The 25,354-nt window shown below is 46.0% G+C and carries 17 protein-coding genes; all 17 read right to left on the bottom strand.

Features of this window, described 5'->3' with window-relative positions:
* Positions 1-18: 18 nt before the first annotated feature.
* A complete protein-coding gene (locus tag D7Z26_RS13785; protein WP_120977523.1) occupies positions 19-468 on the bottom strand; it encodes a hypothetical protein in 450 nt (149 codons plus the stop codon).
* A 2-nt stretch (positions 469-470) separates the two neighbouring features.
* Positions 471-773 (bottom strand): hypothetical protein, encoded by a 303-nt coding sequence (locus D7Z26_RS27185; protein ID WP_147423857.1) that lies wholly within the window; start codon positions 771-773, stop codon positions 471-473.
* 325 nt (positions 774-1,098) lie between these two features.
* The gene (locus D7Z26_RS13775; protein ID WP_120977521.1) at positions 1,099-1,686 is read right to left on the bottom strand and encodes a hypothetical protein; all 588 of its coding nucleotides are present in this window, start codon (positions 1,684-1,686) and stop codon (positions 1,099-1,101) included.
* Positions 1,687-2,044: 358 nt separating this feature from the next.
* Positions 2,045-5,479, bottom strand: a complete 3,435-nt coding sequence (locus D7Z26_RS13770) for a beta-galactosidase (protein ID WP_120977520.1) — start codon at positions 5,477-5,479, stop codon at positions 2,045-2,047.
* Between the two features lie 196 nt (positions 5,480-5,675).
* The gene (gene mglC / locus D7Z26_RS13765; RefSeq protein ID WP_120977519.1) at positions 5,676-6,689 is read right to left on the bottom strand and encodes a galactose/methyl galactoside ABC transporter permease MglC; all 1,014 of its coding nucleotides are present in this window, start codon (positions 6,687-6,689) and stop codon (positions 5,676-5,678) included.
* Entirely contained in the window at positions 6,686-8,221 is a 1,536-nt protein-coding gene (locus D7Z26_RS13760) for a sugar ABC transporter ATP-binding protein (protein WP_120977518.1), read from the bottom strand. Before D7Z26_RS13760 ends, mglC begins: the two co-directional genes overlap by 4 nt.
* Positions 8,222-8,317: 96 nt before the next feature.
* Positions 8,318-9,349, bottom strand: coding sequence for a galactose ABC transporter substrate-binding protein (locus D7Z26_RS13755; protein ID WP_120977517.1), 1,032 nt, complete (start codon positions 9,347-9,349; stop codon positions 8,318-8,320).
* A 182-nt stretch (positions 9,350-9,531) separates the two neighbouring features.
* On the bottom strand, positions 9,532-10,791 hold the full coding sequence (locus D7Z26_RS13750; protein ID WP_120977516.1) for an ABC transporter substrate-binding protein: 1,260 nt from the start codon (positions 10,789-10,791) through the stop codon (positions 9,532-9,534).
* 24 nt (positions 10,792-10,815) lie between these two features.
* Positions 10,816-12,582 carry a cache domain-containing sensor histidine kinase gene (locus D7Z26_RS13745; RefSeq protein ID WP_120977515.1) on the bottom strand — a complete coding sequence of 589 codons (1,767 nt, stop codon included), beginning with the start codon at positions 12,580-12,582 and terminating at the stop codon, positions 10,816-10,818.
* Complete coding sequence (locus tag D7Z26_RS13740; RefSeq protein ID WP_120977514.1) at positions 12,579-14,213, bottom strand: response regulator; 1,635 nt, start codon at positions 14,211-14,213, stop codon at positions 12,579-12,581. Before D7Z26_RS13740 ends, D7Z26_RS13745 begins: the two co-directional genes overlap by 4 nt.
* A 326-nt stretch (positions 14,214-14,539) precedes the next feature.
* A complete protein-coding gene (locus tag D7Z26_RS13735) occupies positions 14,540-15,835 on the bottom strand; it encodes an ABC transporter substrate-binding protein (protein ID WP_120977513.1) in 1,296 nt (431 codons plus the stop codon).
* 17 nt (positions 15,836-15,852) lie between these two features.
* Positions 15,853-17,445, bottom strand: coding sequence for a response regulator (locus tag D7Z26_RS13730; RefSeq protein ID WP_120977512.1), 1,593 nt, complete (start codon positions 17,443-17,445; stop codon positions 15,853-15,855).
* Positions 17,442-19,124, bottom strand: a complete 1,683-nt coding sequence (locus D7Z26_RS13725; RefSeq protein ID WP_147423856.1) for a sensor histidine kinase — start codon at positions 19,122-19,124, stop codon at positions 17,442-17,444. Before D7Z26_RS13725 ends, D7Z26_RS13730 begins: the two co-directional genes overlap by 4 nt.
* Before the next feature lie 484 nt (positions 19,125-19,608).
* Positions 19,609-20,892, bottom strand: coding sequence for a Gfo/Idh/MocA family protein (locus D7Z26_RS13720; RefSeq protein WP_120977510.1), 1,284 nt, complete (start codon positions 20,890-20,892; stop codon positions 19,609-19,611).
* Positions 20,893-20,921: 29 nt separating this feature from the next.
* Complete coding sequence (locus D7Z26_RS13715) at positions 20,922-22,697, bottom strand: glycoside hydrolase family 35 protein (RefSeq protein WP_267901007.1); 1,776 nt, start codon at positions 22,695-22,697, stop codon at positions 20,922-20,924.
* Positions 22,698-22,813: 116 nt separating this feature from the next.
* Entirely contained in the window at positions 22,814-24,406 is a 1,593-nt protein-coding gene (locus tag D7Z26_RS13710) for an ABC transporter substrate-binding protein (RefSeq protein WP_120977508.1), read from the bottom strand.
* Positions 24,407-24,470: 64 nt separating this feature from the next.
* A complete protein-coding gene (locus D7Z26_RS13705) occupies positions 24,471-25,346 on the bottom strand; it encodes a carbohydrate ABC transporter permease (protein WP_233566870.1) in 876 nt (291 codons plus the stop codon).
* Between the last annotated feature and the right edge of the window lie 8 nt (positions 25,347-25,354).

Below are 25,354 nucleotides of genomic sequence, written 5' to 3'. Positions count from 1 at the left end.
AGATAAATTTTTTAGATACTAACGTCTTGCTTCATATCCGACAATTTGGTTGTTCAGTGGGTCTAGGAAGACGACGATAGGACCGAGCAACTGATCATTGCTCGTCTCGAATGTAACCCTGTACACTGTAGGCGGCTCCTTTATTTCGATTTTAATCGTAACTTCGCTCCACCTTGCCGGAAGCACCTCGGCTGACTTCCAATCTCCGACTACCGTCTTCTTTTCGTTCTCTTGCAATTGGAACCAGGCTGCCTCGCGCAATTCGGCCGCGTTCACCGGCGTAAGCCCGTCCGTTACGAGCCCGGATGTCGCCGAAGCAGATGGTGTCACTTTAGCCTGTACAGACTTCCTGGATGGCGTACCGGTCGAATTCGGATCCTTGGAACTGGCGCGCTCAATGCTTTGGCCGGTACAACCCGTTAATGAGACAGCGAGTATGAGCAGTCCGATCATCACAATTCGTTTCATTATTACAACCCGAATTTCGATTCGATTTGTTGCTTCAGCTTCATCTTAATACCGCTCTCGCCGTCTTGGGTTAGATCGGATACGTCCGTACCGTCTAAGTTGAATTTACCGTTATTCATATTGATTAAGCTATATTGCCCGAAAGTATTTTTCTTGAGAAACATCACGTATTTCTTGTCCGCCTTCAATTCGCTATAGTGATCAGCCTTCACCTTTGTTTGCAACTTATCGCTCTCCGTTATCAAACCAACGGGTTCGACCGCCTTGATGCGATCAGTAACCGGGAAATCGGTCGGTTTTTTCATTATTTTACTTATTCTAATTTCCGTTAGTGTGTAAAAGTCTTGCAGAGTTCCATCGTCATAATAAGTAGCGACATGCTCTCGCTGTTCGAAGTCCAGTAAAGGCGTGCCAACTATAATTAAATCCGCGTCCTGTTCCAGCGTCCCCAATGAGTCAAACGCCTTGTAGCTCGCTGGTATGCTAACTTCTCTGATTGGGTTCGAAGATCCGTTTTCGGATGTCGTCTTAACGGAACCTTGCCCAAAAAACGCGATAACAATCATGATAGCCGTAGCGAAAAAGCCTATGTAATAAACCCAACGTTTCATATAAATCTCCTCCCCATGTTCAATTTCCCCATTTGGATTTTAATTCGGTCTTATCGTAGTTCGTAGGTGAGAAGTTCGTAGCACCTGCGGATACCATGACGCTCGTTTCGGAGGACGGAGAATGGCCGAGAGACAACGTATGGCCGATTTCATGCGTCGTGACCGAAGAAATTGTCTGCGATGTTGTTAATCCTCCGGGTTGATTCAACTTGATCGTGTTCTCGTAAGCACTGACCGTACAATAAAGCCATGTGTCGTAATTTACGTCGGCCAGAACGATATTACCATTCGCGTCTTTTTTGTAAGCCGGAGCGAATCCCCATAAGTTGGCGTTGGAAGTTTGGCCTACGTAGTATTTATCGGGATAATTGGCTGTGCTCGTCGTCTTGCCGATACTCACTTTACTCGATATGCCCCCCCAATTGCTTCTACCGGAATCAAAAATGCTACCCCATCCATAGCTAGCCACAGAACCGTCATAATAGGCGTCTTTGATCGCCGATGCCTCTCCTCCCCAATAGGTCGTCGCCCCAGCCGGCCATGCGCCAGCCGCAAACAATGACAGAACAAGACAGACCAATAACGATGGCTTTATCGCACGATTCATTTTGACTTCTCCTTTCGTTTCATATCAGATTCGGAGCAGGAGTGGTCCTCCAAGTTCCATGAATTAAATTTATTGGAAATGAATTGGTTGATCCACTTCGATTTTCTACTATTTCTCAGATAAAAGATTCCGACTAGAAAAACCGGGGTTGTTGAGCAGATCTCTCTTGGTGTGAATGGATTGTTTCCGTATCAATAAAGGAACAAATATTTTGAATATCGTTTCATCTTGATTATCATCTTACTATTATCTGCATGTATCCTTAATAACAGAAATAATATGGTACGTTTTCAAAGGCATGCCGAAAAAAGGTTAGGCGACTAAAATCGCCTAACCCCTTCGAGATCGTAAATAATAATTATGCAGGTAGGATTTGCCACATCTGATTAGTACCGCCGATATCCGGCCACTGAATATCTGGTGCCCCATCTGCAGTAGATGCACCGGAAATATCTAGAATTTTCTCACTGTTCCGGTTCTTTATTTTATAATATCCGTTACCAGCGTCTACTAACTGCCATTGCTGATTATTACCACCATTATCTGGCCATTGAATATTTGCTGCTCCATCTGCAGTCGAAGCGCCACTGATGTCCATCAGTTTGCCACTGTTTACGCTTTTTATCTTCCAATACCCACCTGTAACCTGTGTAAATACCCACTTCTGATTATTTCCGCCACTGTAAGACCATTGTTGAATAATTGCTCCATCAGCGGTCGACTGATCCTTTACATCAAGAACCTTTCCGCTATTGCGATTGACGATCCGATACGTATTGCCTGACACTATCCCGCTTGGCGGAGGGTTGCCTGGACTGGTACTGTAGGCTATCACATCACGACTTGCTGATGCTTCAGGTTGAACTACCACTTGATCCGGACGTTTTCCTTGCTCGTCATATATAACTAACGTATTTGTTCCGGATGTATTCAGCCATGTTTCGGGGACATACACACCCGGAGCTGAAATCATCAATGGATACTTGCCCAAATTGTGACCGTTCACCCACATGGAGCCACGTGAAAGGCCTGTCGTAGTTATGCGCCAGATAGGATTTGTTCCCGTCCCTCCTGGTGGACTAGCATTAAAGGTGGTTTTAAAGAACTGCGGCCCACTAAATGTAGCTCCACCCGCCAGAGTAGACCAGCCGGTCGGAGAGTTTGGATCACCAGGTCCACCTTGTTGAACCCAGTTTTTTAATTCCGATCGATTGGAGTATTCTTCGAAATTGACCGGAGAATTTATTCCCCCTATCCCAGATGTGTTTTGTACAAGCACAGTTAAAGTATTTGCCCCCGATGCATTCCAATTATTGCTTACATTCACTTTAAACGGCACGTTCCAACCGGTATTGGTAGCGATTTGTACGCCATTGAGATAAACCCAGCTATTGTCATCTACACTGTTAAAGCTAACCTCTTTAATGCTTGAGGATCCGGCTGATGGCAATGTCGTCTGAAACCACGCGTATCCTGCTGCTCCACTAAACGGATCCCCTCCAAGCGTATAGGAGGTCCATCTAGTATCACTGCTTGATGGAGGAGTAGTTCCAACTGCGCTGCTCGTTGTCATCATCGTTTTCCAGCTTGTTAAAGCTGTCGGGGCATTGTAATTAGCAATATTCGCCGAGCCGATAATACCTAAATTAGCTCTCGGATTCAGAGAACCCCTGTATGCAAATAATTTATCTCTGCCGTTATGCGAAACAAATACCGCAATCGTATGATTGCCTGGACTTAAATTAGCCGAAAAACCAGTGGTTGACACGTTTGCAGATGGAACGACATTCCCGTCAACATAAGGAATCATGTTATTTAATGCTTTATCAAAAGTAATGGAATATGTCCCTGCAGTTTGTAAATTAGCCGTTGTACGGTACCACGCATAAGCACTGACATCTCCGTCAATCCCCATAGGCTTCGGTCCTGTTGTGCTTGAAAACCAGCCAGTAGTGTTATATCCTGTAGCAGCCTTATCAATCCCGCTCATTGTCTGCCAGGAAGACAGCGTTAATGTGCCCGGATGGGCGCCTGGTGTCGTAATAGATCCCATTGAAATTGCCGAGTCACCTGAATCATATGCTACTACCGGAAAGTTTGATGCATTCTGCCAGGTGGTTTCCGCATTGATTTGAAGACTGCCGCTTACGATATTGGCGTCGCCAACATATTGAGGACCAAGTACAACATAATTGGATCCTCCGGCATTTACAAACCACGTATTATCTGCCAAAGCATCATTAACAGCAAGAATTCTAACCTTGCTACTGCCTGTCTGGAAGCTGTAATTTGAAACACCACTTGCCGGGAAAGTTGTTTTCAAGGACATATTCCCGGATGCATCTTGGCTCAAAGCGGATGCCCCGGAAGTGATAACAGTTCCAGCAGGCACCTTGAAATACATCTCTGCCGGTGATCCTGACTGACCATATATCACGATTGTCGAAGTATTGATCTGTTGGGTGATACCCAGGATACGCGTTGGAGCTGCAGTGAGGGTTACACCCGGTATTACTTGGTAATTGGCCACGAAAGGCATAATCTCTTTTGACTTGACTGTTAATGACCCGGTTTGTGGGTAGCTTACCCCGCCATAATTCACCTTGGTCTGCTGGTCCGTACTCCCTGCATTATCTAGGAAAAGAATTCTGCCTGCATTGCTTTGACGTGCAGTGACACTAATATTTGAATTGCTAGCCGCTGTACTGTAAGTCCCGGTTGCATTGTCACTAGTCTCAAGGATGCTCTGGAAACTACGGGCAAACCAGGCAGCCCTCTTGAATTTATAGTATTCCTGCCTTAAAACACCTCCCTCACCGATTGGGGCACCATAGTCATAACTGGCTCCACTTTTATCAGCAGGATCTGAGTTAAAGTAATCAAAGTTGGACCCTCCGTGAAACATATAGTAATTGTATCCGTTTCCACCATTAGAAAGAATTTTCCAGGTGGCTCTATCTTTTGCAACAACATCATCCGGAGTTTCTCCAAATCTATCAAACCAGTTAGTCCAGAATTCAGTTGTAAACCACGGGCTTGTGCGTCCGGAACTGCTCCATGGGGTTGTCCCTCCAGGTTCAGTTCCATGGTTCAAGCCACTGAAGAAGTATGGGACTTCAAGTCCGTAGGACAGTGCCTTCGACTGGAGAAACTTGAAATATGGGTCTGAAACTCCATCTGTACCCCAACCAGTATCATGCTCATTTTCGAGCTGCACCAGTATAACGTTGCCTCCCCGATTAATCTGGTTGTTGATCACAATTGGGAATAAATGATCCCAGAAGTTAGAAACAGCTTGCTCAAATACCGCATTGTGCTGTCTTACGGTAAGTCCATCCTTAAACTGCAACCAGACTGGATAACCTCCGCTACCCCACTCGGCACAATAATACGGACCTACACGTACAATTGCGTATAAGCCTAATGATTTAGCTAGTTTTAAGAATGCGTCAAGGTCACGGTTACCTGAGAAATTGAATTGGCCCTCGACAGGCTCGTGATAGTTCCAAAACGTATATATCTCAACTGCATTCATGCCTGCGCGTTTAATACGTAATAACCTGTCTGCCCAAAGTTCTCGCGGAATTCTAGCATATTCGATTCCTGCCGATGCTATAAATGTGCGCTGACCATCGATTAAAAAGCCTTGTCCGTCAAAATTCACTCTGTTTTCAGCTGCAGCCTGAGGTTTAAATATGCTGTCATTAGCAAAACTTACTTGGGCAAAAACCAGGTTACTGAATAGAAAAGTGATAACTAAAACAAACCAATATAAATTCAACTTTTTCTTCATAAACCATGCCTCCTCGTATTATTTTCAAACATAGCTTTGGAAAACGGACTGTGTTTGGTTCAAATAAGCAATGTTAACTACTCTTTTTTACCAAGTTAAATATCTCTCCTCCTCTTAAATGGATTGGTTCTCGACATTTCCCCAGTGAAGTTCCGCAATGCGGCTGATTTCACCCCCTCTCCTCTAACAAATCAGATTACTTCTTTGCTAAATACTTTCGAATATCGAATGCTACGGCAACGACGATAATCGCACCTTTAATAATCAATTGGAAGTAAGGTCCGACTCCGATAAAAGTTAAGCCATAGTTAATGATGCCGAATATCATAACGCCTGCCATAATACCGGGAACCGTCCCAATTCCGCCGGTCGTCGATACGCCGCCGACGACGCAGGCAGCGATCGCGTCAAGCTCGTACATGTTACCGTATCCGGTCGATGCTCCTCCCGACTTTGCGGCTTCGAGTACACCTGCAAGTCCGTAGAGCGCACCCGCAATGCTATAGATCCAGAGTAGATTTCGGCCGACATTGATGCCGGAAACATGTGCCGCCTGTACGTTGCCGCCGATCGCATACATGTTCTTACCAAGTCTCGTTTTATTGAATATGACCCAACATATTACGGCGACAATAATCGCAATAATGACCAAATAGGGCAAGCTGAACGGACCGATATCGATCGTACCCGAACCCCACTTCGTAAAATCGTTGCGAAGTCCGCCTATTGGCTGGGAACTGTTCGGTGGCATATCGAAATAAAGAGAGTTCACACCGAGTACGATAACCATCGTGCCAAGCGTTGTTATAAACGGCGGAACGTGTAGCTTGGAAATAATCAGACCATTGATCAAGCCGACGAGAATTCCCGCAAATACCGCGAGCAGTACTGGAACAACAACCGGCAACTGATCCAAATCCGGAAAAAACTTACGCGGATAATCGGAAACTTGAACCATCGAAGCAGAAATAACGGCGGACAATCCGACTACGCGTCCTGCGGACAGATCGACACCGCCCGTGATCAGTACGAACGCCGCACCGAGTGCGATGATCGCCTTCGTCGCGTTCTGGTGCAAAATATTCGTTAGCGTGCTAAGCGACAAGAAAGACGGGGCGGACACCGAAATGCCGATGATGAGCACAACCAATACGACGTATATTGCATAATTCGTAAGAAACTCACTAACTCTTTTTAAGGATGTGTTCATGCCGATCCTCCCGTTCTGACTGAATATTGCGCCGCAAGATTCATGATTTCTTCTTCTGTCGCCTTTCTTCCGTCCAAGATGCCGGTTAGTCTACCTTCGCACATTACCATGATCCGATCGGACATACCCAGCAGTTCGGGCATTTCTGACGAAATCATTATGATGCTTTTCCCTTGCTCGGCTAGTTCGGCGATGATCGAATATATCTCGAATTTCGCACCGACGTCGATCCCTCGGGTCGGCTCGTCAAGCAGCAAAATATCGGGATTCGTTAGTAGCCAGCGCGCCATTAAAACCTTTTGCTGATTTCCCCCAGACAGGTAGCGGATTTGAGTTTTGGGTGACGGGGTCTTGACGCTCAACCGTTGGATGCTGCGTTCCGTATCCGTAATACGACTTCGTTCATCAAGAAGCCCATAAAGCTTTTGGTACGACTTTTGATTCGCAACAACCGTATTCTCAAGCACCGACAATACGGGAAAGATGCCGGTGACGCGGCGTTCCTCAGTCAATAGTGCCATTTTATACCGAATCGCTTCGATTGGACGTCGGATGCGGATTAGCTTGCCGTTTATTCTTATCCTCCCTGAAGAGAGAGACCTGATGCCGAACAACGCTTCGACGAGCTCGGTCCGTTGGGCACCGACAAGCCCCCCGATGCCAAGAATTTCTCCTTGTCTTAACTCGAACGATACGTTCTTGAACGACTTCGGCAGCGATGACGTGAACTGTTCTACCTGCAACAAGACATCCCCAGGAATATTATGCCGCTCAGGGTACCTGCTAGTTAAATCTCTACCGACCATTAGATTAATAATGCGGCCGGTCGTTAAGCTATTCGCTTCCCAAGTACCGATCATCTTACCGTCTCGCATTATCGTCACTTCATCGGATATTCTCAATATTTCTTCCATTTTGTGCGAGATATAGATGATGGCGACTCCGCGTTGCTTCAAGCTATCGATAATATGGAACAGATGCTCGACCTCGTTCGCGGTCAAAGACGATGTCGGCTCATCCATAACGATTACTTTCGCATTATAGGAAACCGCCTTGGCGATTTCGAGAGATTGAATTTTGGATACAGACATCCTTCCCGTTATCATCTCGGGCTGAATGTCCATACCAAGCTCCTCGAACAAACGCATCGTATCTTCGTACATTTTCTTATCGTTTACGAATCGCAATGGCCAGAATCCTCTGAGAGGGAATCTACCCAGCCACAAATTTTCCATAACACTTCGGAACGGTACGGGATAAAGCTCTTGATGGATCATCGATATTCCGCTCAGTAGCGCCGACCTCGAATTCGACAATTGCAACTTCTCTCCGTTCATTCGAATTTCGCCGCTGTCCGGTGAATAAATGCCGAACAAGCACTTCATTAGCGTTGACTTCCCCGCCCCATTCTCTCCCATCAGTGCGTGTACCGTACCCGCCCTGACGTTCAGTGAGACATTATCAAGGGCCAGCACGCCAGGAAAAGCTTTCGAAATCCCGGCTATCTCAAGCAAAAATGGTGATGCTTTCATGCTCTCACCTCCTGTTGACGGTTAATGGGAATATGGCAGGGGCGATAGACGCAAGTCTCGATCGGCACCTGCCTTATTCCTTCGAATTTAATCAGATTATTTCGCGTCGTTCATGTTGTCTTTCGTAATTTTTTTATAAGGAACCCACACAAATTTGCCATCGGTGATGTCATAGCCGGAATTGCCTTTGTTGGGTGTGTTGCCTTTTGCCAGCGCCGCGGCTAAGTTTAACGTTGCTGCCCCTTGGTTTTTGGCATCGTTCAGAACCGTTCCGAGCAGCGTACCGTCGGTCAACGCTTGAAGTGCCGGGGCGGTGGCATCAACGCCGACAACCGGAAGGAACTTGTTATCTTTGAAGTAACCTGCTGCTTTAAGCGCTTCGATCGCACCAAGCGCCATATCGTCATTGTTCGCGATGACGGCTTCGATCTTGTCGCCGTGCGCAGACAGGAAAGTCGCCATCTTGTCTTGCGCCTTAACACGATCCCACATCGCCGTGTCTTCCGCGAGCTTTTCGACTTTAATGCCTGCGTCTTCGATCGCCTTGACCGAGTATTGCGTTCGAAGCTCGGCATCTTGATGGCCCGGCTCACCTTTCAACATGATGTATTGGAGCACGCCGTCCTTGTTCTTATCCATCTCCGGATGCGCTTTCCAGTAATCTACGAGTAGCTGACCTTCCATCGTACCGGATTCCTCGGCTTTAGCACCGACGTAGTACACCTTATCCCATTTTTCCATATCTTCGGCAAGCGGCTCACGGTTGAAGAAAACGACCGGAATTTTAGCCTTTTTTGCTTTATCGATGATGACGCCGGCAGCCGTACGGTCGACTGGGTTAATGGCTATTGCATCGTACTTCTTGGAGATGAACAGATCGACTTTATCGTTCTGGGTCGGCTGTGAATTCTGGCTGTCGACGATATCGACCGTCGCTTTGCCGGTTGCGGCATCCTTGATCGCATTGCGCACACCCGTCATGAACGTATCATCGAATTTGTAGATCGCTACGCCAATGTTACTGTCTCCACCGGAACCGCCGGTATTGTCGTTGTTTTTACCACAGCCGGCAGCTACTGTTGCCAGCAATACTGTCGCGACAAGCAAAGGTACTACTTTTTTCTTCATGTTAATCTTGACCTCCTAGGTATTTTAAGATTAGGTTTACATGCTTGATTATGTAAGATCGGAGATCGAATTCGAATTCAATATCCTGCTCAAAACTATCGAAATTCTAATGAACTTGATAAGCAAAAAGAAAGCGACCCCGCTTTCAGGCCGCATTGGATTGATATTTGCAATTTTACTAATTATTTATCCATCAGTTGCTCTGCCGACGTTTGCATAATGATTGAGAATTGCTCCGGCACAATTCTGCCCGCCAGCTGCTCGACGCCGTTCTTGCAGATCACATCCCACATCCCGTACGGTAAGTAAGTCCGATCATAATAGGGCAAAATCCCTCCATTGGCGTACTTCTCGTAATCAGCCTTGAATTCATGCTTCGGAATGGTTCCCTTAAGCCCCGATGGAAGCTTGGTCACTTCCTCGATTTTCTCCAAATTTTCCGATCTAGCGAAAAACGATAATAGCATTTTGGCTTCCTTGATATGCGGCGAGTCCTTCCATACCGCCATCGTATTTCGCTCACCTCCGGAGAAGCTAGGCGGGTTTCCTGCGACAAGTGGCGGGATTGGCATGATCCCGATGGTGGTACCGTTTTTATACTTGAACACTTCATCCGCGAACGACGGGGCAGCGAACGCGAATGCGACTTTACCTTCGGCAAACAATCTAATGATATCGCTATATTTGGCCGTCATTACGTCATCATTGATCAGCTTTCTATCGATCAGTTGTTGGAACATCTCAGAAATTTGCGTCCATTTCGACCAATCGATCGCTTTGCCCGATTCCATTAATAGCGCGTTCGCGAAATAATCGAAAAACTGTCCGACCGACCAATCGTCTGTTGCCGCGAAGAAGAACGGCACGACTTCCCCGTTGCTATCTGCTTTGAGCTTTTCTGCTGCGGCAATCAGTTCGTCATAGGTCGTCGGAACGGCGATTCCATACTTCTTTAATACTCCTTTGTTATAAGTAATGCCGTCTCGTGCTTCGCTGATCGGCATAGCATACACTTTACCGGACGTATCCATCACTGTATCCCGGATCGTTTCGGTTAATCGGTGGACCCACGCTTCGGAACTTAGATCGACGACAATCTGGCCATATCGGATTTTCGACCAGCCATGCGTATCGAAGATGTCCGGCAATTGATGATCTTCCATCCGTGAGCTCATGAACTTCTCGTATTCGAAGCCTGGGAACCGCATTTTCACCTCGATGTTCGGATATTTCTTTTCGAACTCCGCTACGATGTCGTAATAAACATCCTGCACCGACAGCACAGTAACATACATCGCTACGGACAAATTGACTTTATCCCTCGACGCATCCATCATTGTCCGTTCCGACTGTTTTATTGCAGTGCTGTCACTGGATCCCAAGCAACCGGCAACCATTAACAGGAATAAGACCGACATTGCAGTTAGACATGCTTGTTTCATCCCTATTCCTCCTAAATCAAACTTCTATTTATTTTCCTTAATGATCGGCAGGGATAAAGTTACGATCGTGCCTTCTTCCCGTTCGCTCTCTACCCTTAGTCCATACTCCACGCCATATTGCAAGGTTATGCGCTGATGCACGTTGCGCAAACCTAGACCAGAGCCTTCTTCCGAATGTGGCGTGGGCATTGCCCCCCACATAATAGATTCCACCCTATGAGCTGACATTCCGACACCGTTGTCCTTAATAATAAAAATCAATTTCCCCTCGTCGGACAGGTTCACGCGAATTGAAATAAATCCTTCGTCGACCATCGGTTCAATTCCGTGCTGAATCGCGTTTTCTACGATTGGTTGAAGAATCAGCTTTAGCGATAAACAGGGCATTAACTCTTCGGGCGCAACGATTTCGTACCTGAATTTATTTTTAAAACGGATCGATTGAATGATTAAGTAGTACCTCACATGTTCCAGTTCTTCCCGAACCGTAACGATAGATTGACCCTTGCTCAAGCTCGTTCTAAAATACTTGGACAACGTTGTGATCGTGTTGACGATATCTTCGTTCTTGCCACTCCCTACCATACGAACGACGGAATTGAGTGTATTATATAAAAAGTGCGGGTTGATCTGCGCCTGTAGCACCTCGAAATCGCTCTTTCTTTTGGCTTCCTGCTCCGAACTAACCTGATCCATCAATTCCCGGATTCGCGATACCATTGTGTTGAACCTTTTAGCGAGCAATTGAATCTCACTAATCCCGTTCGTATTTGCCACGATAGAGAAATCCCCGTATTCTACGCGGGACATCGATTGTTTTAATCGTCGAATTGGCTTCGAAATTTTCAATGACAAATAGATACTGACTGAAATAATAATGGCAATGGCAAGCCCGATCAACCCAAAGATCCATGCTTTGACTTGATCATTCGTCGCCGAGTATTCTTGCTTAAACGAGACGCCGACGACCTTCCAGCCGACTGGGTTTACATTCTGTACCGTAAGCATACGCGCCTTGCCACTCCAACGGTCGTAATAGGTTCCGTAAGAATAGCTGAGAGGCACGTTAAAGTTTTCAGTTACCCCTGCCTGAGAGTCCGAGTGTCGTTCGGGATAATACACTAAGTTACCGTCTGAATCCACGATGTAAATATAGCCTTCCTTGCCTAGGCTGACCCGCCTGCTTAAGCTTGCTATTGTCTCGAAGTTCACATCCATTGCGAGTACACCATGAACAATTCGGCCCTCACGATTAATCGTAATGCCTCTGCTGATCGTCAGCACCATACGGGATTGACCGTTATCCTGTCGCTGAACATGAGGCGGAGAAAAGTTTAGCTCATCTGGATTGGATACGGCATTTTTGAACCAACTTTGCACCTTCAAATCGGCAACCGATACTTTATCCCCTTTTGGTGTGACGGCTATCCACTCTGCATCGGTGGAGAATAAAGATAGCGATACGATATCCTCCCGGGAACTGATCAATTCCTCTAGCTTCTTCCACAGTGCTGATTCTTGATCACGTGCTCCTTTGCGAATATTGTAATCAGCTAATTCAAACGTCTGTCGCATGCTACGCAAGTACGATTCGATATTGTAATTCACCTGTTCGATCAATTGTTGATTCGTAAGAGCGGCGTTCGAACGAGCGGTTTCCATGAATTTCTGATATAGGATCCATCCGACGGACAACATCAGAAGAACGATCAGCACGAAGGATACTGAAATGATAAATTGAACGTTCTTGAACTTCAGCTTCTGGATCCACTTTCTTAGAAGTCGCTTCACAGCTCCCCCCTCGCCCGGCTTCTGAAGTCCTTCGGCGACATACCCACCTGCTTCTTAAAGCTAAAGCTGAAGTAATTGGGATCGGCATAGCCGACTCTATCAGCAATCTCGAATGCTTTTAAATCGGTCGTGAGCAGCAATTCCTTTGCTGCTTCCATTCGTACGTTTAATAAATAATTGACATAGGTCAACTTCGTTTCCCGTTTGAAAATCCCGCTGAAGTATCCTGCACTAATATGCAAGTAAGAGCAGAGCTTGGCGATGGAGATATCGTTGTCTGCGTAATGTAACTTCGTGTACTCGCGTGCTTTATCCACCAGCGCGTGGTAAGTCGATTGGCGGTCACTCTCAATTCTATTCATGATCGAAGTGCATGTTTTGACGACCCAATCCTTCGCATCTTGCAGGCACTGAAATTGCAAGATTTCGTTCAACCACCCGACATCCGTATTCTGGTGCTTCTCCTGAAGCACCTTTAACATCGTCGTAACGATTTGTAACAGAAAGATTTGCGCATCGCGATACGAACAAGTCGAACCTGCGGCAATGAGCGGCGCGAATAAACTTTCCGAGATTGACTCCAATTCAACATACGAGCCAACCTTTAGACAGCGCAAGAAAGCTTGTGCCTGCAATTCATCGAATCGAACTGGTGACTTTGGTCTACTTTCGACATCTTCTATCGCAATTATCCGATTACTTCCGATCAGAATACGGTAGTCGAGTGCGGTTAATGCATCGGCGTATGCGTATTTGACTTCCGAAAGCCTATCCGTTAGGGCACCCGTCCCGATCGTGACCGTACACTTGACGTACTTCGCAACGTTACTCCGAATTTCCTCGAGGAGCACCATGCTTTCGCCACGGAATTTGTCCGGATCGGCTGCGAGGCTTATCTCATACAGCACGACACAGTCGTTATGCTGGAATACGTATGCGGACGGCTTCCCTCTGCGCGATGCGAGTTCCTCTACAATATTGCGAACGGCGAACGTCTGCAATTCAAAGTCGAGACGATCATGCGCTCTGTTCGAATCACCGGACTCCGGTTGCATAATCGGCCTGTCAAGTTGGATGACCGAAATCGTATAATAATTACCTTCGAGCTTCAAGTCGTAATGCTCCATCTTCTCGCGAATTTCCGCTGACGTAATCGTACGTGTTACTAAAGAAGTTAAGAATAGCTCCCTCAACACCGGGACGCTACGGCGATAGTACTCGTGGAGCGAGCCGACATTCGCCTTCTCCGCTAATTCCGCATCTAGCCTGTTCTTCACCTTGGCAAGTGAATCCAGTAAATCCCCCGCCGAGAATGGCTTAAGCACGTACTCTTCGATATCAAGATGAATCGCATTGCGGGCGTATTCGAACTCGTCGAACCCGGTTAGAATAATAATTTTGACCGTTGGATAAACACGCCTTAGATGCTCGGACAGTTGCAGACCGTCCATGAACGGCATACGGATATCGGTAACAATAAGGTCCGGCACGTTTCTCTCCACCATATCGAGCGCTTCGCGTCCATTTTCCGCTACATCGATGACCTGAAATCCGTTTTCCGTCCAGTCAATTTCTCTTAGAACGCCCTCTCGCACGTCGGCTTCATCGTCTACTAAAATGATTTTATACATAATGGCATGACTCCTAATAACGAAACTTTATTCATTGATCTCGAATTGCCGGTGTGCTGACGGTTATCGAAACGGTGAGGGTACCGGTAAAGCCGATCATCGATGCTGGGAAGTAGGTCTAGAAGACGGGGTTTATCGATATGGTAGGACGATTCGTTATTCCTCCCCGATTCGATTCTGAAGGTGAATTTTTCCGAAGGACTGGCGATGGCAGTGGTCTTAACGAAACAAGGTTATAAACAAGATTATATTAATTGAACGGGGAAGTGGAGGATTCTGTCGCGGTACGAGAGCGTATTCGCGCTTGGAAAAGGAAGCTTTCCGCATTATTTGATATGTGTGCTAATTTCATCCCATTTAGCATCAAGTGCCGCCAATTCCAAATCTACAGAATTACCAAGAATAATATTTTGTGCGGTTTTGTTTACTACGTCCACCATACCTGCAATCATCGCGGCATCACCGTTTTCCCAACTGAAAGCATTGACTTTATTACCAACTTTAATCAGATCAATAACTCGTTGAAACAAAGGGGAATACTGATATTCAATGGTTTGCCCATCTAGTGGAATCTCGGCATCTGACTTCACAATCGCGACGACGGTTTCCGCATCCGTAACGAATTCGGCGGCAAACATTTGCGCGGCTTCTGGGAATTTCGTAGTTGCACTGATAGATGGAGGGCCACTGACAGAATAAGGAATCACAATCGATCCATCATCCGTTGGAATTGGGAATACTCCAACATCGATATCATTTTGTGCGTCGGCGGATGCCACAAACCATGATCCCATTGGATACATGGCACCTTTACCTTTTAGAAACGCATCTTGCAATTGTAAATATCCGATGCTTAAGCCATCTGCATTAAATGATTTTGTTTCGTAGAGGCTTTTCCATTTGAGGACAGCGTTCTTAAATAGTGGATCTGAAAACTTTACCTCACCTTTTTTTCGTTTGTTGACCCAGTTCGGCTCTTTTGTAAAGACGTCTGTGCTTATGATTCCATCAAGTAGGAGGGTCGAAGCCCACGGATCCTTCGCTCCGCCGTTAAGTAACGGCGTAACGCCTGATTCCTGTAATTTTGCGACGACATTTACAAACTCTGACCACGTTTTTGGTTCGACTATGCCAGCATCAGCGAACATTTTTTTATTGTAGTAGATAAAGGGAATCGTTTGTGCCCCCCATGGCAGTTGATAAACTTTTCCATTTATAGCGTTACTCATTGCACCCGGTACTTGGCTTACATATTTTTCATCGAAAGGTAACAAGGAGTTAGAGGACAAGAATTCCTGAACATTGATCGACATCAAGACGTCTGGTAATTGCCCGGTCGCGAGTAGTTGCTTCGCGTATTTTGTACGGTCGATATCCGGAGACACGACTTTATTTATTTTGATGTTTGGGTGTTTATCCGTAAATCTCTTGATAGCGTCATCCCAATATTGTGCAGTCAAGTTTGGGGTTTCGAACACGAGCACGTTCAACTCAGCAAGCTTATCATTAGAATTTGTCGTACCTGATGAACTGGGCAAGCTAATGGATGTCGAGAATAAATCGCATCCAGCAACTACGCTAATAATCATTGAAACCAAGCCAAAAAGAATTATTTTTTTCACTTTGTTACCCCCGATTGTCAAATTCCTTTTTTGAAATCCATTGGTGACTTCCCCGTAATTCTTTTGAACTGACTATAAAAGTAATTCGGTTCCGCATACCCGATTTTTTCTGCGATATCCTTCACACTCTCGTCGGAAATCAACAATAGATTCTTAGCATTTTGAATACGGACATGATGCAAATACTCGTTAAATTGCTGTCCCAATTCGATCTTTAAGCGCTTTCCTAGATAAGGGGCCGAGATGTGAAATTGTTGCGATAACTGTTGCAAAGTCAAGCCTTCCATGTAGTGGGAATCAATAAACTTAATGACCTTCTCTACAATGTTGGTATTCCGGTTTAGTTTGAGTCTTTGCAACGTTTTAAGCAGCGTGTCCCCCAACTCCATGAATCGCGCAAATAGCTTCTCCTTGGAATCGGCATTAAACAGCGCTTCTACAGCTTTAGGAAAATGGCTAGCATGCTCCAAAATTTCGAATTCCATCTGTCGCAATTTGCTCATGCACGATAACGTGAAATCGATAAAAACAGCCCGGATTAAGTGGAGATCGGGAACCCGGATTTCTTGCAGTCGGATCCCGGTCAATCCCAGCTCCTTGAGAACGGTTTCAAAGTCATCAATTTCTAATAATTCGTTAAGGCGGATAAGGCCAAGCTCTTTGGCAAGCGCCTCTTTTTTTGACTCCGGATCCCTTTGTGTATAATCGATGACCGATGCAGACTCGACGAAATAACGGTAGTCGTACAATTCCATCGCACTTTGATAAGATCGATGGATCTCTCGCCAATACGTACAGGGTTTGCCCATAAAAGCGACAACTTGAATCTTGAGCACCAACTGAACCAGACTTGATACCTCCTCCATCCGTCTCCTAACCATGGCAATATTACGATGATTAATGCCGGCGAACAAGAAGATCGTCTGACTGTTCTGATTACCGAATACGTATATGTTTTCCGCTTCCCCAATTACTTCAAGGGCGACATTACGTATTGCAAATTCACTCAATTGTCTCTCTTCCAATAAGGGAACATTTTTTTGACGAGTAATCGTGTCCATGACAACCACTTGAAATCCGCCTTCATATAGATCGATCCCAAGCATTTCGCATTTTTCCATCACATCACGAATCGAATAATTATTCATGACGACTTGATTTAAAATATTATTTTTGATGAGCAATGCCCCTTCGAATAGTTCCCGGGATTTTTGATATTCCATGAGCAAGCTTTCCTGGATCTGTTGTAGGGAGCCAATCATCTCATCTTTATTAATCGGTTTTAACAAATAATTATCTATTCCCATTTTCATTGCCTCGCGAAGATAACGGAACTCGTCATAACCGCTAATGATTAGTACTCTCGACCGATAGTCTGCGTTTCTAATTCTGCGTAACAATTCAAGTCCAGTACAAATGTCCATTTGAATATCTGTAATGACGACATCGATGGAATTGTTCATTTGAAGGAATTGCCACGCGTCTTCGCCATCCTCAAACAAGCCAGCTATTTCAAACCCTAGGTTCTCCCAATCCAGCATGGAGCGCAATCCTTCTCGTATCAGAAGCTCATCATCGACAATGATGACTTTTCTCAGAAATAGACTCATGGACCCACCTCGTTTTTAGGGATATGAAGGATGACCTTCGTCCCTTCACCTATCTGACTTTGCACTTCCAATCCATGCGGCTCTCCAAATATTAATTGAAGTCTTGCATGCACATTCATTAAACCAACGGACGGCGTATCCTTGGTATCTGCCAGGGGTTTTTGCATTTTTAAGATTAATAAATCTAAGTCATCTGCCACCATTCCCTTACCATTGTCCTTCACGGACACCCGGATGCTGTCATACGCTTCTATAACTTGAATATGAATATCGGTTTCTTTTCCTTTGTTCATGGCATGTTTAAAAACGTTCTCGACAATGGGTTGAACCGAGAACTTGACGATCCTTTGATTCTGTAGATTCTGTGGCAGCACGATACGGAATTGGAGTTTTGGAAATCTAAACTGTTGAAGCTTTAAGTAGTATTCGATGTAATAGAGTTCCTCGTATAAGGTCACGACGGTTTCTTTATTGCGAATGTTCCATCGAAAGATTTCGCTTAACTGGTAAATCGTATCGGACAAATTTAAATTGTTTTCTTTTATAGCTTGCATACGCAATATTTCCAGCATATTGGATAAAAAATGCGGATTGACCTGAGAATGAAGTAACTGTAGTTCCGCTTCTTTGGATTTTATCTCCATCACATATTCCTTTTGAATAAATTCCGATAGCTTTAGAATCAATTGATTATAGGTTTCTTCCAAAACCGTAAATTCGTCTTGTTTTTGGATCAGAATCGGATTCACAAATTCACCTGGCGTGTACTTCCGCATATTGCGAGTGACAGTGTTAACCCGCTTCGATAACGCTCTGGAAATGTAAAAGGCAATAAAAACGTTCAAAAAAACGATAGCGACTATTGTCATCCATTGGTTCTTCTTCATTGCGAATAAACTTTGTTTCAGTTGTTTTTTGGAAATCAGCATGGTAAAGACCATGTCGTCAACCGTATTATCGACTTGGGTAACAAAGTAATCCTTTGAATCATGTTTTCTCGCATCGAGATCGATCTGACTGATATCGGCAGCGAATGAATTACCCGACATCCGAATCGTCCCATTCGAATTTTTTAGTTCAATAATGGAGTCCGCATGGAGCGGATCTCCTTCTATTTGCAGAAATCCCGTATCGATGCTCACGACTAGATTGCCGACGGTCTGTTTCATGCCCACGGTATTGGGGTCGTTCACTTTCAAAATAAAGATTAGTACTTGTTTCGTCGGACTCGCATCCACGGGATACACTTTGACGAATTCATCTTCCTTAAGCGAAATCATTGATTCGAAATTAGGTAAGAGGCTCGGATCGAAGTAACGGACGAATGCAAACTTCTGCTCATCAGAATTACGAACAAACAAAATCGAGCGTATACTCTCATCCGTGTATGCCATAGACTGCAGAAATTGTTGAATTTCCGCTTGAAGTGTTAAATCTTCAGCCTTCGTTGTCCCCTTGTAGCGCTTAATCTTCTCCAAGATGGACTCGCTTTGCGTGGAATCAAAAAACAAAGATAAGACATTAGTTCGTATTTGCTTCAATTTATGATTGTAAGCATCTTGCACAACCAGCATATCTTTGCGATCATATTCATACTCGCGTTGCTGAATGAGTCGATCAACCCGAATGATGTTTAGCTGCCCACCGATTAATATAATGAAAGATTGAATGACAATCACGGCAACAAATACCTTTGCGAATAAAGAGTAATTCAACCGTTTCAGGAAGTCTAATATGATGTATCATCCCTCCGAAGAAAGCTTGGTAAAGAAAAGAATGCCTCTTTATCGTGTGAGCCTGTTACTCACAGATCCACCGGAGACATCCTTCATTAAGATTGAGTATAACCTACAATAGTCGAAAAAACAGAGTAGAAATTAATACTTGTCTATAAAAATTAGTAAATATGGTAATCAACAAAAGTCAGATGGTAAATTCACCTTCTAGCCCCTCCTCGGGATTCGGTCCTGCCCATATCTTGAATACGCCCGATTCAATGACATATTCCATGTTTTCATAGACGTCATTATATTGTTTGACGAATAAGCTTAGCTTGATTTTGCAATATACAACTAAAATAAACCTCCCATGATTTATACCTATTAATTCTAGGCATGTATCAAATGGGAGGTTTAATCGACGTATTGAAGTACACACTTTCTATTACAATGAATTTATCTCACGTTTTAATTCGTCAATATATTCAGGCATCATAATAACACGTTGTTCCAATCGCGATTGCTCCGCTGCAAAAGCAATCAGATGACTTTGTACGGAAACATTCGCTCCGGTCAGCCCTTTTTCGTTGCCATCGCTTCGAACGAGACGCACGAAATCCCGCATAATCCCGCTGTCGCCGCCGCCATGCCCTGCCAGATCCGCCTCAATCCGAATCGTCTCTTTCTGCCGGGTAATGAAACTGGTCACTTCGATTTCGTTTTTCTCCATATCGCCTCTAATCTGCCCGTGTGTACCCATCAGCTTCACCGACCTGCCCCCTTCATACGTAAAGGCGCTCATCGTGAAGGCAACCGTCACTTCATTGGCAAATTCCAAATTGACCACCTGATGATCGACCACATTGTTGTCGCAATGATACACGCATCTGCCATAAGGGCCATCCTTCAAAGCCTGGAGCACACCCTCGTCGCTCGTGTCGTTGCTGACAACCGATCGGAGCACGGCACCTACCCAATCGTCTCTCTCGATATACATTTTAGGAGCATAGTAAGGACAATCGTCCTTAACGGGACAGCCGTCCAGGCATCGTAGAGGAGCGCCCTCCGGAGCACTTTCTTTGCGGAAATGAGTCAAAGAACCGAAGGAAGAAATTTTGACGCACTCCGAGTCTGCCAACCATTGCAAAATGTCCATATCATGGCAGCTCTTCTGCAAAATCATGGGACTCGAGGTTTCCGAATTCCTCCAGTTTCCCCTGACGAAACTGTGGGCTTGATGACGATGCTCCACGTTTTCCGTATGCTGAATCGAAACCAACCTGCCGATTCTGCCATCCGTAATGAGTTGCTTGATCGTCGCAAAAAAATCGGTGTAGCGAAGCACATGGCAAATCGAAAATACCCGGTTGTACTTCTCCGCATATTCGCCCATGATGAGGCATTCTCGAGGATCCGGCGACATCGGTTTTTCCATCAGCACATGGTATCCTTTTTCCAGCGCCTTGAGCGCAGGCTCGTAATGCATTGTATCCTGCGTGCAAATCAGAACGGCATCCGCCAGCTTCGGTCCGGCAAGTAGATCCTCCCAGCTCGAATAACAGTTCTCGTTCGAAAGCCGATGTTCCTGCCGGAAAAGCTCCCTCCGTTCAGCATCCGAATCCGCAACCGCGACGAATTGGATGTCGTCCGGGTTTTCCAGCGCATAGGGAGCGTAAGCTCCCCTCCCTCTTTGTCCTGCTCCGATTAATGCTGCCGTGATGGTTCTCATGTTTGTTTGCTCCTCTTCTATCATTTCAGTTAGCCCAGCTCGGCAAAATCTTGAAGCATAACGACGGGATCCTGCGTGCCATGCAGTTCGAATACGATCAGCTCGTTGTCGCCTTCGCGAAGAAGCGGGCCCGGGACGTACAGCGTCTTTTGCGGCCCTATTTCCCAGTAACGCCCGAGATTAAAACCGTTGACGTACGCGACTCCTTTCGTCCAACCTTCCAATTTCAAGAATGTATCGCCCGTCTCATCGACGTGGAACACACCCTTATAGAAAGTAGGCGTAAACTTCTCCTCCGGCTGCAAATCCTGAAAAACAAGCCCTGACAGATCGTCCAACGGAAGCGTATGGATTTTCCAATCATGAAGGAACATCCGCTCGAAACGGACGCCTTCGGTAATCCCTTTCGGGTCTTTCATGCCGAAGCCGTAATTGATCCGGCCCATATTTTCCACGAGCACGCTCAGCTCGGCTCCATCCGACGGAATTTCCACGACGATATCGTTTTCATGAATCTCGATCGTTTGATCGTGCGTGTTTCGCTCAGCGACACCTTGATGCACCCCATCCAGAAACAGCAGGGCTCGGTCGCGAACTTCCTGGATCGTAATCTTGTTTGACGTTCTCGGACCGGAAATGCGGGTCGTATATAAGATAAATCCGTAATCCTGCCCCAACTGCTCCATCGTTTCCGGACACCGCCGCCAGACCGGCTCGGACAACCGATTGAGCGAATCGAATAATCGCGCTTGCTGCGTCAGGCGAACTCTCCCATAATTTTTCTTGGGGGCGGCCGGGGGCAGTACCAAATCCGGTAACTCTGCGTACCTGGAGATGACTTCGCGGATCGCGTAATACTTATCCGTCCTATCGCCGGATTCGTTCAACGCCGCATGATAGTCGTAGCTGGTCACGGTCGGTTCATATTTGCCCAAATAATTGGCCCCGTTATAGAAGCCGAAATTCGTGCCGCCGTGGAACATATAGAAATTGATCGATGCGCCGGACTTCAACATCCGGTCCAGCACATCCGCCACGTCATCGTGTCCTCTCACATGGTGCTCGTCTCCCCAATGATCGAACCACCCGTTCCAATACTCCATGCACATGTTCGGTTTATCGGGCTGATATTCCTGAAGCTTGGCGAAAGCTTCTTCCGGCTGCGATCCGAAATTGACGGTAGCCAGAACCTCGGGAAGGAGCGTTCCCCCTTGAAGATTGGAATCGTCGTAACCGTCCGAAGTGAACATAAGCACATCGATTCCGCGCTCGATCATCGCTTGCTTCAAGTATTCCAGATACTGCTTGTCGTTGCCGTAGCTCCCGTATTCATTTTCGATCTGCATGGCGATTACCGGTCCGCCATTCGTACACAAAAGCGGCTTTAGCCTGGGCATCAGCTCATCGTAGTAGGCATCGATTTTGTCCAGATATGGCTTATGGTAGCAACGCAGATGCATGGAAGGATCGCGTAGCAGCCATGCAGGCAATCCGCCGAACTCCCATTCCGCGCAAATATACGGACTCGGCCTAAGAATGACGTGCAAACCCAGCTCCGCTGCCAATCGGACGAACCGCTCTACATCGGCGATGCCCGTAAAGTTGAATTGCCCTTCTTTAGGTTCATGCACGTTCCAAGCCAAGTAGGTTTCAACCGTATTAAAGCCGCAAGCCTTTAATTTCAGCAATCGATCCCGCCAATATTGCGGAACGATTCGGAAATAGTGCATGGCACCGGATAAGATACGCATCGGTTTTCCGTTATACAAAAACTGATTTCCTTCGATCGTGAACGTTGTCGCCAATTCTTGATTCTCCTTGTACATACATTTGAAGTAGCACTTCAAAATTGAAAGAAACCGCGCAGAACGCGAACGTCTGCGCGGATTTACCTTTTATAATGGATGTGATTATCGCTAGCTTATTTGCTCGCTCTCCACTCGTCCAATTGCTTTTGCTTCTCGGCGATGATTTTGTCAGCGCCCGCGCTTTTCAGCTTGTCGAGGAATTTAGGCAAATATTTGTCGGGATCGACGGATCCGGAACCTAAAGCGTAATACAACTCGCTAATGACTGCGTCAACGTTGGCCTTCTCGGACTTAACTGGCGTGAAGTCGAATACGAAACCAAGCGCATTGGAAGGTGTCGCGTTTTTGTTCAGATCGATCCACATCTTACGGAATCCCTCATCGTTACCTTGCGGGTCGCCTTCCGACAAGTAAGAGTTCGCCATGTTGCCGAATTCCCAAGCAGACCAAATTTGGAAGCCTCCGTCTTTGATCGTTTCGATACGGATGTCGCTGACTTTCTTGTAATGTTTGCCCTCTACACCCCAGATAAGCGTGTTGTATACATCTTTGTCCGTGTGAAGGAGATTGAGGAACATCATCGCTCTTTCTTTGTTCTTCGAGTTAACGGAGATCCCCGTCATTGTCGCTGCGGCTTTGTCTGTCGTAAGCAGCGGCTTAACGAACTGGTAGTCGTAAGATTCCACGTCCGGATTGAAGCCCGACATCCGCCCCGTCGATTTCATGCCTGCTGCCTCGTAATCGACGGTACCAAGATCGATTTGACCGAACTGCAAGGCATTCTTGCCTGCCTTCCGATCCGCGTTAGTATCGGTCAATGTCGGAGCTTCTTTTTTCAAGTAACCTTTCGTGTACCAGTCTCTCATCATCGTGACATATTCTTTGAATTCCGGTGATTCGAATTGATTAATAACTTTGCTGCCGTCTGCGAGATACAGACTTCCAGGCGTCAAAGTATCTCCTAATGCTTCCATGCCGAACATCGGCGGAGCTTGCTTGAACGCATCGGCATTTTGATTATATTCCCAAGGAATCAGATTCGGCTCGTTTTTCTTGATCGTATCCAGGAAAGGCGTCAAATCCGAAAGCTTCGTTACGGATTTCCAATCCAGATTGTACTTGTCCGCTAACTTTTTCTGGATCGTGTAGCCGTAACCTGCGGTGGACTGCTGGAAGGTAGGAACAGCATAAATATGGCCTTTTACTCTGGCAACATCCCAGAACATATCAGGAATACCGGCCTTCATGTCCGGATATTTTTCAAGCAATTCATCCAGCGGTGCTAAGGCGCCGTTCGCTACGTTTTGGTAATAATTGTTTGTCCAAGCGGATGTAAAAGCAAGATCGTAAACTTCGCCGGAAGCATTGATAACCTTCATTTTCTCATCGTAAGCGCCCCAATCGATGAGCTTGAGGTGAACTTTTGCGTTGATTTTCGGCTGAATCAGCTTGTTCACTGCATCTTCTACGGCTTGCAGGTCTTTTTGAGGCGTATTCGGGAAGTAATACGTCAAATCGACCGGCTCCAGTGCAGCTTCCGTCGATGGTGACGCCGTCTCAGAAGCTTGCGTTTCTGAGCTTGAAGCGCTCGATGCCGGCGCACTCGATGCCGCATTGTTGTCATTATTTTTTCCACAACCTGCGAGCACGATCGAGAAACTAAGACTTAATGCCAAAATCGATTTTGCCGTTTTCTTTGCATTCATAGCTTGACCTCCATATATTTGTTGTTTATATGCTTAACGGACCGAAGTCCGGTAAAGCCGAGCATTAAGCTTTTACGGAGCCCAAGGTTAGGCCTTTGACGAAGAACTTCTGCAAAAACGGGTAGGCGAGAATAATCGGCCCGATCGACAAGATACAAGTCGCCATCCTGGCTGTCTCGTCAGGCTGGAGCGCCGCAACTTTCTGTGTAATGGCGTTCGCTTGCAAGTAAGCGATGTTGTTCATAATGGACTGCAGAAGAAACTGAAGCGTGTATAGTTTGCCGTCCTCTATGAAGATCGCGGCCGTAAACCAGTCATTCCACAGATACACTGCCGTGAATAGGCCGATCGTCGCTAGCACCGGCGTGGATAATGGAACGACCAGCTTAAGAAAGCTGTAAAATTCACCGGCACCGTCGATCCTCGCGGATTCGATAATGGATTCCGGGACCGTTGATTTGAAGAAGTTCCGCATGATAATCACGTTAACCGACGAAACCAAGTAAGGAACGAATAGCACGAGCAGCGTATCTTTCAAGTGCATGTATTTAGAGAGAAGGATGTACCAAGGTACTAAGCCTCCATTGAACAAGAGACAAAACACAACAAGGAAGGAAACGATATTTCTGTATTTCACTTCCGGCCTTGACAAGCTATAGGCGAACATTGAAGAGATCACGAGATGCAACAGCGTTCCGATTACGGTAACGACAATGGTAACGCCATAAGCTCTGATTATAGGCGAGTTCCCGTTCAAAATATATCGATAGGCATCTAAGCTGAATTTCTCGGGAAAGAAATGGTATCCATGCTGGAAAATCGATTGCTCGTCGGATAAGGAAATGGAAAGTACGACAAGCAGCGGAGTCAGAAATAAAGCGCATATGACCATAAAACCGATATTCAGCGAAAAGTTGAAAAGCTTAAGCCTCATTTTCATCCCGTTGT

Source organism: Cohnella endophytica (assembly GCF_003628305.1).
GTDB lineage: Bacteria > Bacillota > Bacilli > Paenibacillales > Paenibacillaceae > Cohnella > Cohnella endophytica.
This window is presented reverse-complemented; position numbering and strand designations above follow the sequence as displayed.